Here is a 14171-nt window from a genome sequence, read left to right as displayed (position 1 = left end):
TTGCCGACTGCCGAGCCTCGTGCCGGATAGATAGGGGAGATGGTGCGGGTGGTCGGACTCGAACCGACACGTATTGCTACGGCGGATTTTGAGTCCGCTGCGTCTACCGATTCCGCCACACCCGCGCGGTCGGACTTCCCTATATCGCAGCGCCCGAAGGAAGGCCAGTCGGGGCCTGCGGCGGTCCGCCCGCCCGCGAACCACGGCAGCGCGGTGGAAACCCGGCCGGGCGGAGCCATCTTCACGACACCCGCGGGACCGATGTTGCGAGCGCTCGCCGTCCGCAGCCGCCCGAGATCGATCGGAGGAAAAGCCGCATGACCGAGTCCGGCAAGGTGCGATGGGGCGTCCTGTCGACGGCGAAGATCGGCCGCGAGAAGGTGATCCCCGCCATGCAGCGAGGCGAGCGCTCCCACGTGGCGGCGATCGCCTCGCGCGATGCGGCGACGGCGCGGAAGGTGGCCGATGCGCTCGGCATCGGGACGGCCTACGGCTCCTACGAGGAACTGCTGGCGGACCCGGAGATCGAGGCGATCTACAACCCGCTGCCGAACCATCTGCACGTCCCGTGGTCGGTCCGGGCGCTGGAGGCCGGCAAGCACGTCCTCTGCGAGAAGCCGGTGGCGCTGACGGCCGACGAGGCCGGGCAACTCGTTGACGCCTCGAAGCGCACCGGCAAGCTCGTCTTCGAGGCCTTCATGGTGCGCCATCATCCGCAATGGCGAGAAGCCCGCGAGATCGTCCGGAGCGGGCGCATCGGCGAGGCGCGCGCCGTCCAGACCGTCTTCGCCTACTATCTCGACGACCCAGGCAACGTGCGAAACCAGGCCGATATCGGCGGCGGCGGGCTCTACGACATCGGCTGCTACGCCATCGCGACGGCGCGCTTCCTGTTCGGGGCGGAGCCGGAGCGCGTCGTCGGCACGATCGACCGCGATCCGCGGTTCGGCACCGACCGGATGACCACCGGCATCGCCGAGTTTCCCGGCAACCGGCATCTCGGCTTCGTCTGCGCGACGCAGCTCGTGCCCGTCCAGCGCGTCGAGGTGCTCGGCACGAAGGGGCGGCTCACCGTCGAGATTCCGTTCAACGCTCCGAACGACCGGCCGACCCGGATCGTCGTGGACGACGGGCGTGACCTCCACGGCACCGGCGCGGAGGCGATCGAGTTCCCGGTCGCCGACCAATACACGCTGCAGGGCGACGCCATCTCGGCTGTGATCCAGGGCGAGGCGAGCCTCGAATGGGGCATCGAGGATGCCGTCCTCAACATGCGGGTGATCGACGCCTTCTTCCGCTCGAGCGAGCGGAACGGCTGGGAGCAGCCCTGAATCGCGCCGTTCAGGCCGCCGGCGGCAGGACCTTGCCGGGGTTGAGGATGCCGTTCGGGTCGAGCACTGCCTTGATCGCCTGCATCACTTCCACCGCCTCGGCCCCGTGCTCGGCAACGAGGTATTTCGACTTGCCGTAGCCGACGCCGTGCTCGCCCGTGCAGGTGCCGCCGAGGGCGAGCGTTCGCTCGATCAGCCGCGCGTTCAGCCGCTCGACCGCCGCCATCTCGGCCGGGTCCGCGGTGTCGATGACGTAGCTCATGTGGAAGTTGCCGTCGCCGACATGGCCGACCGCCGCGACCGGGAAGGGTGCTTCGGCCGCATCCGCCAGCGAGGCCTTGATGCATTCGGCCATGCGCGACACCGGTACGCAGGCATCCGTCGCCCAGACGGTCGCGCCGGGGCGGAGCGCCAGCATCGCGTAGTGGAACTCGTGGCGGGCGTGCCAGAGCCGCGCCCGGTCTTCCGCGCCGGTCGCCCGGTCCCAGCCCTCGCCGCCGTTCGTCTTCGCGAGGTCCGCCACCGTTTCCGCCTGTTCGGCCAGCGCCGCCGGGCTGCCGGCGAACTCGAAGAACAGCGTCGGACGTTCGGCGAGGCCGAGGCCGCTGTGCCGGTTCACGGCGGCGATGGCGCGGGCGTCGAGGAACTCCATCCGCCCGACCGTGACGCCACACTGCACGGTCTCGATCGCGGTGCGGAGCGCGCTCGAAATGTCCGGAAAGGCGCAGACCGCGGCGGACACCGCCTCCGGCACGCCGTGGAGGCGCACGGTCACTTCGGTGATGACGCCGAGCGTGCCTTCCGAGCCAACGAAGAGCCGCGTCAGATCGTAGCCGGCCGACGACTTCTTCGCCCGCGTCGCGGTGCGCACGATCCGCCCGTCGGCAAGGACGACGGCGAGGGAGACGACGTTGTCGCGCATCGTGCCGTAGCGCACCGCCGCGGTGCCGGAAGCGCGCGTCGCCGCCATGCCGCCGAGCGTCGCGTCGGCGCCGGGATCGATCGCGAAGAACAAGCCGGTGTCGCGCAGATGCGTGTTGAGGGCCTTCCGGGTGACGCCGGCCTGCACCGTCGCGTCGAGGTCTTCCGGGTGCACGGCGAGAACTGCGTCCATCCGGCGCATGTCGAGCGAGATGCCGCCGCGCAGCGCCGCGACATGGCCTTCGAGCGAGGTGCCGGCCCCGAAGGCGACGATCGGCACCCGGTGCTCGTTGCAGAGACGGACGATCGCGGCGACCTCTTCCGTCGTCAGCGGGTAGCAGACCGCGTCCGGCAGCGCGGCCGGATGGTAGGACTCGCCCCGGCCGTGGTGCTCGCGGTCCGAGGCCGAGGTCGAGCAGCGGTCGCCGAGGAGTTGCTTCAGCCGCGAGACGAGGGCGGCCACGCCGTCGCCGGGATGGAGATCGCGCTGCAGCATGGGTCGACGCCTTCTTCGGTGGCCGGTGCCGCTTCTCGCCGGCCGGACTGAGCGGCCCGAGCGGTTGACGGCGGATATCGGCTGTGATGCTCCAGGAGCCAAGCCAGCGCAACCGCGACCGGAGCCAGCCGCCCATGTCGAACGCCGCCGCGACCATCCGCGCCTCCGCTGCCGATCTCGCCCGGCGGCTCGATCTCTGCCTCGCCGAGGCCGGCGCTTCGGAAGCCTCGCGCGGCGCATGCGTCGCGGCGCTCCTGCACGCCTCGCGGCTCGGCGTCGACAGCCACGGCGCGCGGCTCGTCGTCCATTACGCCGAAGTGCTGCGCGAAGGGCGGGTGAACGGCGACCCGCAGCTTCGCGTCACACGCACGGGGGCCGCGACGGCGGTGGTCGACGGCGACGATGGGCTCGGCCACTTCGCCGCCTATCGCGCCGCGCGGGAAGCCGTGGACCTGGCGAAGGAAGCGGGCGTCGGAGCGGTCGGCGTCGTGCGCTCGTCGCATTTCGGCGCGGCGGGGGCCTATGCGAAAGCCGTCGCCGATGCGGGCATGGTCGGTTTCGCCACCACCAACAGTGACTCGGCGGTCGCCCTCTTCGGCGGCGCGGCGCCGTTCCACGGCACGAACCCGCTCGCCTTCGCCGCTCCCAGCGGCGGGGAGCGGCCCTGGCTCCTCGACATGGCGACCTCCTCGATCCCGTTCAACCGCGTCTTCCTCTACCGGACGCTCGGGCTCGAACTCCCCGAAGGGGTCGCGGCGGACGGGGATGGCGCGCCGACGCGGGACGCCAGGGCGACGGAGATGCTGCTGCCGGCCGGCGGCCCGGAATTCGGCTTCAAGGGCGCCGGGCTCGCCGGCGTCGCGACTGTGCTCTCGGCGGTGCTGCAGGGCATGGCGATCGACCCCGCGATGCTGCCGATGGCCGGCGAGGCGGTCGACAAGCGGACGCCGCGCGGCATGGGGCATTTCGTGCTGGCGATCGATCCCGCCTGCTTCGGCGGCGCGGCCGTGTTCGAAGCGGGTATGCGGAGCTACCTCGCCGCGCTTCGCGGCGCGCCGGCGCGGCCGGGCGAGAGCGTGATGGCGCCGGGCGACCGGGAATGGCGCACCGAACGGGAGCGCGAGCGGGACGGCATCCCGGTCGATCCGGAGACGGCGCGGTTCCTCGGACTGGATAGGTAAGCCGGCGCATGAGCGATCTCCTCGCGGTCGGCACCTATACCGAGACGATGCCGCACGTGACCGCGCGTGGCACCGGCATCCATCTCCTCGGCTTCGACCGACGGACCGGCGCGATCACCGACGGACCGGCGGTGCCCGGCTCACGCAACCCGACCTACCTGACCGCCAACCGGGCCGGTACGCGGCTCTACGCCGTGGAGGAGATCGGCGAAGCGGAGGGAGCGAGCGCCGACATCTACCGGCTCGACGCTGCCGCACCCACCCTGACGCTGCTGGAACGCCTGCCGGCCCTCGGCGGCGCGCCGTGCCATGTCGCGCTCGACGGTGACGAGCGCCGCCTGTTCGTGTCCAACTATGCGGCCGGCACTTTCATCACCTATCCGCTGCGACCCGACGGCTTGGCGGCCGGCGAGGGGCATCGCATCCGGCGCGTCGGCAGCGGCCCGAACCGGGCGCGGCAGGAAGGCTCGCACATCCACCAGGGCGTCCCGACGCCGGACGGCCGGCACGTCCTCGTCGCCGACCTCGGCGCGGACGAGATCGCGCGCTTTCCGCTGACGGGATCGACCGTCGCGCCGGAACCCGATCTCGTCGTGCAGACCCCACCCGGCGGCCTGCCGCGGCACCTCGCCTTTCTCGGCGATGGCAAGATTGTCGCCGTCGTCCTGGAACTCGGCGGAACGGTGGAGCTCTACGGCTATGACGGGACCGGGCTGGAGCATCGCGTCAGCGCCGCGACGCTGCCGCCCGATTGGACCGGTCCGGTCGCCGCTGCGGCCATTCGCGCCCATCCGAACGGGCGCTTCCTCTACGTCTCCAACCGCGGCCACGACAGCCTGGCCGGCTTCGAGCTGGCGGCGGACGGCTGTTCGCTGCGGACGCTCGGCTGGTGGCCGTCGGGCGGCCGGACGCCGCGCGACTTCATCCTTACCGACGACGGCCGCTTTCTCGTCGCCGCCCATCAGGACAGCGACAGCATCGTGGTCTTCGCGATCGATCCGGGAAATGGCGCGCTGACGCCGGTGGCGGAAAAGGGGGGCATCGGCAGCCCGGTCTCGCTCCATCTCGTCCGGCGCGGCTGAGACGCCGCGCCGGACGATGGCCAACGTCACATGCTGGCGACGAGCTTTTGCGCGTGGTCCGCGTGCATCTCGATCACCGGCAGCGTTTCCTGCGCGAAGGCCTTGACCTTGCTGTCGTCGCCGTTGCCGGAATAGGTGCGGAACAGCATGACGGCTTCCATGTGCGAATGCGCCTGCATGTCGACATAGAGCGTCTCGAACTCGGAGGCCTTCGCTGCTTCGAGCTGCTTCAGCATCGCCGCCTGCTTCGGGCTCAGCTTCGCGCCCATCTTCATCTTATCGCCGAGCGCCGCTTTGAGGCCCTTCGTCGACTTTTCGTGGTCCGCGATCATCTGGCTCGCGAACTCCTTCAACTCGGCGCTCTTCGCCTTCTCCTTCGCGATCTCGCTGGAGCGGATCTCGAACTGGTCGGAGGCCGCGGCCGCCTTGGCGAAGTCGGCGGTCGAAACCTTCATCGCCGGGTCGGCCTTGCTGGCGTCGGCGAGGCTTTGCGCCCCGGCACCTGCCGCGCCGCCGCAGAGGAGGAAGGCGGCGCAGAGGCCGGCATGGATCGTCTTCATCGGTCGTTTCTCCCTTGCTGCCCGCATCACATTCCGCCTCCGAAAGCCTTCTTGAGGTCCGCCGCGGCCAGATCCTCGGCCTGTTTCGCTTCGTCCACGACCTTGCCCATGCCGAAGAACTCGTGCGTCACGCCCGGATAGGTCTTCACGTTCACCTCGACGCCGGCGCTCTTCAGCTTTCCGGCATAGGTCTCGCCTTCCGAGCGCAGCGGATCGAGCTGGGCCAGGATCACCGTCGCCGGCGCGACGCCGGCGAGGTCGTCGCGGTTCACGAGGTCGAGCCGCTTGTCGGCGGCCGCGGACTTCGCCGGCAGCACCTCCTTGAAGAACCAGGCCATATCCTTGGCGCTCAAGGGAACGGTGCTCGGGTTTTCCTTATAGGAGGGCGTGTCCATATCCTTGCCGGCGACCGGGTAGACCAGAAGCTGGTGCACCGGCGTGGTGATCTTGGCCTCCTTCGCCATCAGCGCGACATTGGCGGCGAGGTTGCCGCCGGCGCTCTCGCCCGCCACCGCGACACGCTTCGAATCGGCGTTGAGCGCCCCGCCGTTCTCCACCAGCCATTTGTAGGCGGCGAAGGCGTCCTCGTGCGCGGCCGGGAACTAGTGCTCCGGCGCGTGCCGGTACTCGACCGACACGACCACCGCGTTCGCGCCGAGCGCCAAGGCGCGGGGCGTCGCGTCGTAGGTGTTGATGTCGGCGATCACCCAGCCGCCGCCGTGATAGTAGACCACCAGCGGGAACGGTCCTTGGCCCTTCGGCATGTATGCCCGGGCAAGGAGGCTGCCACCCTCGGTCGGGATGGCGAAGTCCTTGGTCGCGACCTTGGCTTCGGGATCCGGCGAGACGCCCTTCTCGCGCTGCACCGCGGCGGCGGCGTCGGCGGGTGAAGCCTGCATGCGCGCTTCCGGCACGCTCAAGGTCGCGACGGGCTTGGCGTCGAGTCGCTTCAGCTCGGTCAGCACCGCCTGCATCTGGCTGTTCGGCTTTGCGTCTCGAGCTTCGGCGCTCTTCGCCTCCTGCGCCAGCGTCGGGCTCGCCATCGGCGTCGCCAGTGCGGATGCGGCGAGTAGCAGCGCCGCATATCGGATGGGGCGGTTCATTCGGGTCCTCCGGGAATTCGACTTTCGTCGCGGAGGAAGGGCGGAGGCGAGGGTCCGTTCCGCGATCCGGCGCGGCGTCCCGGTTTATTCCTTGCCCGGCAACCTATTGCCGCAAAACGCGAATCGAACGGACGAGAGATCGCTCCCCCGCCCGCCGAGCCGTCGCGGCGGTATGCGCTAGCGGGCGATGCGCCAAAGTTCGGTCGGGAGACTCGCGGGCGCGTCCGGCTTGAAGAAGCTCATCTCCGGGATGTGCGAAGTCGTGACGTAGACCGTGCCGTCCGGCCCTTCCGCAAAGGTGTCCGGCCAGTTCAGCCGCTCGTCCTTCACCAGCACCTCCAGCTTGCCCGACGGCCCGGCGTCGAGGTCGCGCAGCTTGACGGAATCGTCCTCCGGCGAGGAGACATACATGTCGCCGCTTTCCTTGCCGATCAGCAGGCCGTCCGCGACGCCGTTCTCGCCGAAGGGCTCGACCTTGTCCGCGACGTCCATGCCCTTCCCCAACCCGGTCTCGACGAGGTCCTTCGTCGGCACGCGGTAGAGTTTCGTGCCCTTGATCGCCTGCCAGTAGAGGTACTGCCCGTCCTTCGACAGCGCGATGCCGTCGGCCGAGAACTCGACGCCGCGCCCGTCCGGCCGCACCACCGGCTTGCCGTCCGCCGTGACCTTCAAGCCCTTCTCCACCTGCGTCGAGGGATGGCCGTCGAGGACTCGGCTAGCCTTGCCGGATTCGAGGTCGACCACGACGAGCGCGCCCTTCGCGCCGGAATCGGTGATGAAGGCGTGGCGGCCGTCCCGCGAGAAGCGCACGTCGTTGAGATAGGAGCCCTGCGGGGCGGCGGTCTCGTCGAAGGAGATGGTCTTCGACACCTCGTTGGTCTTCAAGTCCACCTTCACTAGCTTCGGGCCGCCGGCGACGATCAGCGCCTGCGCCGGGGCGGCGGCATCGAGCACCCAGAGGCTGCCGCGTCCGTCCGCGACGACGCTCTGGACGCAGACGAAATGCTGCTGCGGCGCCAGCTCGTCCTTCTTCGCGTTGCGCCACGCGTTCCAGTCGGCGTCCGGATAGGGCTTGACCGAGCCGTCCTTCGCGACTTCCGCGACGGAGACCGGTGAATCCTCCGTCCAGCGCGGGAAATTCACGAAGATGCGGCCGTCCTCAGCGACGGTGACGCCGGTCACCTGATGCGGGAACTCGGCGACCTTCTCGAGCCGGGCCTTTTCCTGCGCGGCGGCCGGGTTCGCGCCCGTGCCGATCGAGACGCCGGCCGCGAGCCCAAGTGCGAGAAGCTTCAAACGCATGCGTTTTCTCCCTTCGCGCCGGCGCGGCGCGGTTGTGCTTGCCAGCCGAGCTAGAAGCCGTCCCGCCCTGCGCAACGGCCGAGGACGCAGGAGTTCGGTAGACGGGTACGTACTGCGGAAACGAACGCCTTCTAGGCGGAGACCAGTCCCGGCAGGCGGTAGGCCTCGACGGCGTTGCGGCCGAAGATGCGCTCGCGATCCGCCTCGCTCCGGTCGGCGAGGCATTCCTCCAGCGCCGCCTTCACTTGCGCATAGCTCGCCGCGACGAGGCAGACCGGCCAGTCGGTGCCGAACATCGCGCGCTCCACCCCGAAGATGCGGAGCGCCTCGTCGACATAGGGTTTCAGGTCGGCCAGCCGCCAGTTCGCCCAGTCCGCCTCCGTCACCATGCCGGAGAGCTTGCACCAGACATGGTCGCGATGCGGTGCGAACTCCCGCATCGGTGCCGCCCAGGGTTCGAAGCCGCCATGCGCGATGTCGGGCTTGGCGATGTGGTCGAGCACGAAGCGGAGGTTCGGGAAGTCGGCGACCGTCCGCAGCACCGCCGGCAGATGCCGCACCTTCGGCACGAGGTCGAAAACGAGACCGCTATCGGCCACCGCCGCGAGGCCGCGCCGGACGTCGTCCCGCAGCAGCCATTCGTCGTCCGGCTCCTCGTGGATCAGGTGGCGGATGCCGACCAGCCAGCGCCCGTTCGGACCCGCGCGGAGCTCGGCCAGCGTGTCGCCGACGCCCGGATCGGTGAGATCGGCCCAGCCGACGACCCCGGCGACGAGCTCGTGGCTCCCGGCGATCTCCAGGAACTCGCGCGTCTCGGCCGCCGCATTCTGCACCTGCACGAGGACAGTGCGCTCGACGCCCGCTTCCCGTGCCAGCGGTTCGAGGTAGGCCACGCCGAAGACGCGCCGGATCGGCTGGAACGGGCCGTCCAGCCAGCCGAAGTCGCCGCGATCCGGGTCCCAGAAGTGCTGGTGCGCATCGATGACGGGCGCGGTCACGGGCGGCTCCTACCAGCGGTGATGGACGTGCGGGGCGATGTCGGTGTCGTAGATCGCCGCGATCTCGCGCATCGTATCGGCGTCGAGCGCGGGGAGGTCGGCGGCCCCGGCATTCGCCTTGGCTTGGCTCGCACTCTTCGCGCCGGGGATCGCGACGGTGATGCCGTCGTTCATCAGGATCCAGCGCAGCGCGAACTGCGCCATCGTGGCGTCGCCCTTCACCAGCGGACGCAGCTTCTCGACGGCTTCCAGCCCCGTCTCGTAGGGCACGCCGGAGAAGGTCTCGCCGACGTCGAACTTCTCGCCGTGTCGGTTGAACTGCCGGTGGTCGCTCTCGTCGAATCGGGTGTCCGGCTTGAACTTGCCGGTCAGGAGCCCGCTCGCCAGCGGCACGCGGGCGATGACGCCGACGCCGCGCTCCTTCGCGAGGCCGAGAAAGCGCTCGGCCGGCTTCTGGCGCATGATGTTGTAGATGATCTGGACGCTCGCGACGTTCGGGTACTCGATCGCCTGCAGCGCCTCGTCCACCGTCTCGACGCTGACGCCGTAGTTCCTGAGCTTGCCGGCCGCGACGAGCTCGTCGAGCGCGCCGAACACCTCGGGGCGATCGTAGACCTCGGTCGGCGGGCAGTGGAGCTGGACGAGGTCGAGCGTGTCGGTGCGAAGGTTCTCCCGGCTCCGGTCGATGAAGGCTTCGAGGTTCGCACGCGTGTAGCCGTCCGCTACGTGCGGATTGAGCCGGCGGCCGGCCTTGGTCGCGACGAAGGGTTTCTCGCCGCCGCGCTCCGCGAGGACCTCGGCAATGAGTTTCTCGGAGCGCCCGTCGCCGTAGACGTCGGCCGTGTCGATGAAGGTCATGCCGCTGTCCAGCGCGGCGTGCAGCGCGGCTTTCGCGTCGTCGGCCTCGACATGGCCCCAGCTCGCGCCGATGGCCCAGGCTCCGAAGCCGATCTCGCTCACCTCGCGGCCGATCCGGCCGAACGTCCTCGATTGCATGGCTGATGCCTCCCGAATGCCGGCGGCGACGCGCACCGCCTTCAACCCCCAAGACTTCTAGCGCCGGCGGCCGCTTCTCCCAGTGCGGCGCGCCGCGGTCTTTCCTCAGTCAGGCGGCGGCTTCGGTGATTTGGGTCTGCTCGCCGAGGCCTTCGATGCCGAGCCGGATGGTCTGGCCGGGCTTCAGGTATTGCGGCTCCGGCTTCAGCCCCATCCCGACGCCGGGCGGCGTGCCGGTGGAGATGACGTCGCCCGGCTGCAGGCTCATGAACTGCGAGATGTAGGAAACCAGCATGTCGACCGGGAAGATCATCGTCTTCGTCGAGCCGTTCTGCCGCTGGACGCCGTCGACCGTCAGCCACATCGAAAGATTCTGCGGGTCGGCCACCTCGTCGCGCGTCACCAGCCAGGGGCCGATCGGGCCGAAGCTGTCGGCCGACTTGCCCTTCGTCCATTGCCCGCCGCGCTCGGTCTGGAAGGCGCGCTCCGACACGTCGTTGACGAGGCAGTAGCCGGCGACGTGGTTCATCGCGTCGGCTTGGGTCACGTAGCGCGCCTCGCGGCCGATCACGACGCCGAGCTCGACCTCCCAGTCGGTCTTCGTCGAGCCGCGCGGGATGATCACCGGATCGTTCGGGCCGGTGATCGCGCTCGTCGCCTTCATGAACAGGATCGGCTCCTGCGGGATCGGCGCGCCGGTCTCGGCCGCGTGGTCGGCATAGTTCAGCCCGACGCAGATGAACTTGCCGACCCCGGCGACGCAGGACCCGAGGCGGCCCGGCTCGGCGACTTCCGGCAGGAGGCCAAGGTCGAGGGCGGCGATCTCGGCCAGGCCCTCCGGCGTCAGCCAGCGACCGGAAAGGTCGGGAACCTCGGCAGACAGGTCGCGCACCCGGCCGGCGGCGTCGAGGATGCCGGGTTTCTCCGAGCCCTTCCGGCCGTAGCGCAGGAGCTTCATCGGTTTGTCCTTGTCGAGATCAGGCGTTGGACCAGCCGCCGTCGACGACGATGGCCTGGCCGGTCATGAAGGCGGACTCTGGCGAAGCGAGGAAGACCACCAATTCGGCCACCTCTTCCGGCGTGCCGAGCCGGCCCATTGGCTGGCGGGCGATGAAGGCGGCGCGCGCCGTCTCGTAGTCGCCGACGGCGCGCATCCGGTCGTGCAGCGACGGGCTGTCCACCGTGCCGGGGCAGATGGCGTTGGCGCGGATGCCTTGTCCGACGAAGTCCAGCGCCACCGACTTCGTCATGCCGACCACCGCCGCCTTGGTCGCACCGTAGACGAAGCGGCGCGGCGCGGCGATCACGCTGGAGGCGACGGACGCCATGTTGACGATGGTGCCGCCGCCGCGGGAGACCATGCCGGGCAGGAACGCCCGCATCATCCGGTACATGGCGCGCACGTTCAGATCGACCGAGAAGTCGAAGGCGTCCTCGTCGCAGTCGAGGATCGTGCCGTCGTGGACGAAGCCGGCGCAGTTGAACAGGATGTCGGGCGCGTCCCGCCCCGCGGCGAAACCCGCGACCGCGTCGCGGTCGAGGACATCGAGCGCTTGCGCCCGGATGTTCGGCGTCTCGGCCAGCGAGGCGAGCTTATCCGGATCGAGGTCGGTCGCCGTGACGAGCGCGCCTTCGCGGGCGAGCGCGATCGCCGCGGCGCGGCCCATGCCCTGGCCGGCGGCCGTCACCACGGCCGTGAGACCCTTCACCCGATCCGTCATCCTTGCGAACCCTCCCTCGCACCCATCCTAGAGGCGCCGGACCGCCCGTCCAGCCTCAGACCACCTGGAAGCCGCGGGCGAACGGGTCGCGGTCGTCGATGAAGATCGTGTTGATGCCCGTCAGCCGCGCCCAGCCGGCGATCGAGGGCACGACGCCGCTCCGCTCGCCGACCCGGACCTCGCGCTCGACCCGGCCCTTGAACAGCGAGCCGATGATCGATTCGTGCACGAAGTCGTCGCCGGGCTGGAGCTTGCCCTTCGCCGCCCATTGCGCGATCCGCGCCGAGGTGCCGGTGCCGCAAGGGGAGCGGTCGATCGCCTTGTCGCCGTAGAACACGGCGTTCCGGGCCGTCGCACCTTCCACCGTCGGCGCGCCGGTCCAGAGGATGTGGCTGAGGCCGCTGATGTCCGGCTTCTCGGGATGCACGAACTCGTAGCGCTGGTTCAGGGCGGTGCGGAGCTGGCCGGACATCTGGACGAGTTGCGAGGCGGTGAAGTCCGCCATGTCGCGGAAGTTCTTCTGCGGGTCGACGATGGCGTAGAAGTTGCCGCCATAGGCGACGTCGACGTGGAGCGTGCCCAGCGCCGGGCTCTCCACCTCCAGCCCTTCCGAATGGAGGAAGGCCGGCACGTTGACGAGCCGCACCTCCTCGACGTGCTCGCCTTGTCTCTCGTAGGTCGCGACGACCAGCCCGGCCGGCGTGTCGAGGTTGAGCGTGCCTTCGGTCTTCGGCCGCACCAGGCCGTGCTCCACCGCCATCGTCACCGTGCCGATCGTGCCGTGGCCGCACATCGGCAAACAGCCGCTCGTCTCGATGAACAGGACGCCGACGTCGCAGTCCGCCCTTGTTGGGGGATAGAGGATCGAGCCGGACATCATGTCGTGGCCGCGCGGCTCGAACATCAGCCCGGTGCGGATCCAGTCGAAGTCGGAGAGGAAATGCGCCCGCCGCTCCAGCATGGTCGCGCCTTCGAGCAGCGGGCCGCCGCCGGCGACGAGCCGCACCGGGTTGCCGCAGGTATGGCCGTCGAGGCAGAAGAAGCTGTGGCGCGCCATCGGGTCAGTTCCCTTCGCGGAATCGTCTGGGGTCGAACGGCCGGGCGTCGATCGCGGGCGCGCGCCCGGCCAGAAGGTCGGCGACGAGCCGGCCGGTCGCGGCGGACTGCGTCAGGCCGAGATGCCCGTGGCCGAAGGCGTAGACGATCGTCGCGCCGGCATGCGAGCGCCCGATCACGGGGAGCGAGTCCGGCATCGAGGGGCGGAAGCCCATCCACTGCCGGCCGCCTTCCGTTCGGAGCGCCGGCATGAAGCGCTTCGCCTTCGCCAGCATCGCCTCCGAGCGCCGGAAGTTGGGCGCGAGTTCCAGGCCGCCGAACTCCACCGCGCCGCCGACCCGGAGGCCGGTCTCGAGCGGCGTCACCACGAAGCCGTGGCCGCCGAAGACGAGCTGGCGGCGCAGATCGAAGCTCCCCGGCGGCAGCGTCGTGTTGTAGCCGCGCTCGGTGTCGAGCGGCACCCGGTCGCCGAGCCCGGTGGCGAGCGCCTTCGACCAGGCCCCGGCCGCGAGCACCGCCTGGCGCGCCGCGATCGCCGAGCCGTCGGCGAGGACGATCCGCGCGCCGCCGCCGTTCACCGCCTCGATCCGCCGCACCTCGGCCTTCACGAGCCGGCCGCCGCGGGCGAAGACGGTTTCCGCCAGCGCCACGGCGAAACGGTGCGGGTCGGAGACGGTCTGCCATTCGGGCACGAAGGTGCCGCGGACGAAGCGGAGATCGAGGCCCGGCTGCAGCGCGTCGATCTCGCCCCGGTCGACGTGCCGGAAGCCGATCCCCTCGGCGGCGCGCCGCTCCCAGTTGGCTTTCGAGAATTCGAGCTCCCGCTCGCTCTCGTAGACTTCGAGGCAGCCGTCCGAGCGGATCATGCTCCCTAGCCCCGCCGCGGCGATCCTTTTCTCCATTTCGGCGCGCGCGAGCCGCATCATCGCGGCCTGGGCTTTCAGCGAGCGCTCGAAGGCCGCCCGGCCGCTCGCCCGCCAGAAGCCGAACAGCCAGGGCGCGATGCGGTGCGCGTAGGCGGGACGCACGGTGAGCGGCCCCAGCGGGTCGAGCAACCAGCGCGGCGCGCGGCGCATGATGCCGGGCGAGGCGAGGGGCAGGACGTCGGAAAAGGCGAAGGCGCCGGCATTGCCGAAGCTCGCGCCTTCCGCGACGCCGCCCCGGTCGATCAAAACGACGCTGCGGCCCTCGTCCTGCAGGGCGAGCGCCGTCATGATCCCGACGATGCCCGCGCCGACCACGGCGACGTCCGCCTCGGCAGCGCTCACGATGTCAGCTCCACGGCGGCCCTCATCATCGCCTCGTGCCCGCCGGCATGCCCGATCCCATGCCGCTTCATTCGCCCCTGATCAGGTTGGTGATTTTACTGCTGAGGTTTTGCATGGTGAAGGGTTTGGTGACGACGTGCATGCCGGGGTCGAGGT

General features: G+C 70.0%; 12 protein-coding genes, 1 tRNA gene and 1 pseudogene. 3 read left to right on the top strand and 11 right to left on the bottom strand.

Features of this window, described 5'->3' with window-relative positions:
- Positions 1–40: 40 nt before the first annotated feature.
- A tRNA-Leu gene (locus tag F6X38_RS22315) sits at positions 41–125 on the bottom strand.
- Between the two features lie 192 nt (positions 126–317).
- On the opposite strand from F6X38_RS22315, the gene F6X38_RS22310 reads away from it, so the two are divergent.
- Positions 318–1331: a Gfo/Idh/MocA family protein gene (locus F6X38_RS22310; RefSeq protein ID WP_150973780.1), complete on the top strand. Its 1014-nt coding sequence runs from the start codon at positions 318–320 to the stop codon at positions 1329–1331.
- A gap of 10 nt (positions 1332–1341) precedes the next feature.
- Here the strand turns inward: F6X38_RS22310 and F6X38_RS22305 are convergent, their stop codons facing one another.
- On the bottom strand, positions 1342–2748 hold the full coding sequence (locus F6X38_RS22305) for an FAD-binding oxidoreductase (protein ID WP_202618063.1): 1407 nt from the start codon (positions 2746–2748) through the stop codon (positions 1342–1344).
- Between the two features lie 134 nt (positions 2749–2882).
- Here F6X38_RS22305 and F6X38_RS22300 point away from each other — a divergent pair, with 134 nt between their 5' ends.
- Together F6X38_RS22300 and F6X38_RS22295 are read left to right on the top strand one after the other, a co-directional pair.
- Positions 2883–3929, top strand: a complete 1047-nt coding sequence (locus F6X38_RS22300; protein ID WP_150973776.1) for an Ldh family oxidoreductase — start codon at positions 2883–2885, stop codon at positions 3927–3929.
- A gap of 8 nt (positions 3930–3937) precedes the next feature.
- A complete protein-coding gene (locus F6X38_RS22295; RefSeq protein WP_150973773.1) occupies positions 3938–5011 on the top strand; it encodes a lactonase family protein in 1074 nt (357 codons plus the stop codon).
- A gap of 26 nt (positions 5012–5037) precedes the next feature.
- On the opposite strand, the gene F6X38_RS22290 is transcribed toward F6X38_RS22295, so the two are convergent.
- The 9 genes and pseudogenes from F6X38_RS22290 to F6X38_RS22250 all read right to left on the bottom strand — a co-directional run bounded on the left by F6X38_RS22290 (position 5038) and on the right by F6X38_RS22250 (position 14015).
- The gene (locus F6X38_RS22290) at positions 5038–5571 is read right to left on the bottom strand and encodes a DUF4142 domain-containing protein (protein WP_161992887.1); all 534 of its coding nucleotides are present in this window, start codon (positions 5569–5571) and stop codon (positions 5038–5040) included.
- Between the two features lie 26 nt (positions 5572–5597).
- Positions 5598–6335 (bottom strand): annotated as a pseudogene (locus F6X38_RS23775) (alpha/beta hydrolase).
- A gap of 516 nt (positions 6336–6851) precedes the next feature.
- On the bottom strand, positions 6852–7976 hold the full coding sequence (locus F6X38_RS22280; protein ID WP_150973769.1) for an SMP-30/gluconolactonase/LRE family protein: 1125 nt from the start codon (positions 7974–7976) through the stop codon (positions 6852–6854).
- Between the two features lie 131 nt (positions 7977–8107).
- Positions 8108–8974, bottom strand: coding sequence for an amidohydrolase family protein (locus F6X38_RS22275; RefSeq protein WP_150973767.1), 867 nt, complete (start codon positions 8972–8974; stop codon positions 8108–8110).
- 9 nt (positions 8975–8983) lie between these two features.
- On the bottom strand, positions 8984–9970 hold the full coding sequence (locus F6X38_RS22270; RefSeq protein WP_150973765.1) for an aldo/keto reductase: 987 nt from the start codon (positions 9968–9970) through the stop codon (positions 8984–8986).
- A gap of 109 nt (positions 9971–10079) precedes the next feature.
- On the bottom strand, positions 10080–10928 hold the full coding sequence (locus F6X38_RS22265) for a fumarylacetoacetate hydrolase family protein (RefSeq protein ID WP_150973763.1): 849 nt from the start codon (positions 10926–10928) through the stop codon (positions 10080–10082).
- Between the two features lie 19 nt (positions 10929–10947).
- The gene (locus tag F6X38_RS22260; protein WP_150973761.1) at positions 10948–11691 is read right to left on the bottom strand and encodes an SDR family oxidoreductase; all 744 of its coding nucleotides are present in this window, start codon (positions 11689–11691) and stop codon (positions 10948–10950) included.
- 55 nt (positions 11692–11746) lie between these two features.
- Positions 11747–12748, bottom strand: coding sequence for a 4-hydroxyproline epimerase (locus tag F6X38_RS22255; RefSeq protein WP_150973759.1), 1002 nt, complete (start codon positions 12746–12748; stop codon positions 11747–11749).
- A gap of 4 nt (positions 12749–12752) precedes the next feature.
- Positions 12753–14015 (bottom strand): NAD(P)/FAD-dependent oxidoreductase, encoded by a 1263-nt coding sequence (locus F6X38_RS22250; protein WP_150973757.1) that lies wholly within the window; start codon positions 14013–14015, stop codon positions 12753–12755.
- Positions 14016–14171: the final 156 nt, after the last annotated feature.

Source organism: Plantimonas leprariae (assembly GCF_008802405.1).
In the GTDB taxonomy this organism is placed as follows: domain Bacteria; phylum Pseudomonadota; class Alphaproteobacteria; order Rhizobiales; family Rhizobiaceae; genus Plantimonas; species Plantimonas leprariae.
Note: the sequence above shows the minus strand (reverse complement) of the source record. Positions and strands in the feature narration are given on the sequence as shown.

What these genes read in the sequence shown, in the direction of transcription:
- F6X38_RS22260 (WP_150973761.1), bottom strand. Translation starts at nt 11,691, where the DNA reads ATGACGGATCGGGTGAAGGGTCTCACGGCCGTGGTGACGGCCGCCGGC.
- F6X38_RS22265 (WP_150973763.1), bottom strand. Translation starts at nt 10,928, where the DNA reads ATGAAGCTCCTGCGCTACGGCCGGAAGGGCTCGGAGAAACCCGGCATC.
- F6X38_RS22310 (WP_150973780.1), top strand. Translation starts at nt 318, where the DNA reads ATGACCGAGTCCGGCAAGGTGCGATGGGGCGTCCTGTCGACGGCGAAG.
- F6X38_RS22270 (WP_150973765.1), bottom strand. Translation starts at nt 9,970, where the DNA reads ATGCAATCGAGGACGTTCGGCCGGATCGGCCGCGAGGTGAGCGAGATC.
- F6X38_RS22300 (WP_150973776.1), top strand. Translation starts at nt 2,883, where the DNA reads ATGTCGAACGCCGCCGCGACCATCCGCGCCTCCGCTGCCGATCTCGCC.
- F6X38_RS22295 (WP_150973773.1), top strand. Translation starts at nt 3,938, where the DNA reads ATGAGCGATCTCCTCGCGGTCGGCACCTATACCGAGACGATGCCGCAC.
- F6X38_RS22255 (WP_150973759.1), bottom strand. Translation starts at nt 12,748, where the DNA reads ATGGCGCGCCACAGCTTCTTCTGCCTCGACGGCCATACCTGCGGCAAC.
- F6X38_RS22280 (WP_150973769.1), bottom strand. Translation starts at nt 7,976, where the DNA reads ATGCGTTTGAAGCTTCTCGCACTTGGGCTCGCGGCCGGCGTCTCGATC.
- F6X38_RS22305 (WP_202618063.1), bottom strand. Translation starts at nt 2,748, where the DNA reads ATGCTGCAGCGCGATCTCCATCCCGGCGACGGCGTGGCCGCCCTCGTC.
- F6X38_RS22290 (WP_161992887.1), bottom strand. Translation starts at nt 5,571, where the DNA reads ATGAAGACGATCCATGCCGGCCTCTGCGCCGCCTTCCTCCTCTGCGGC.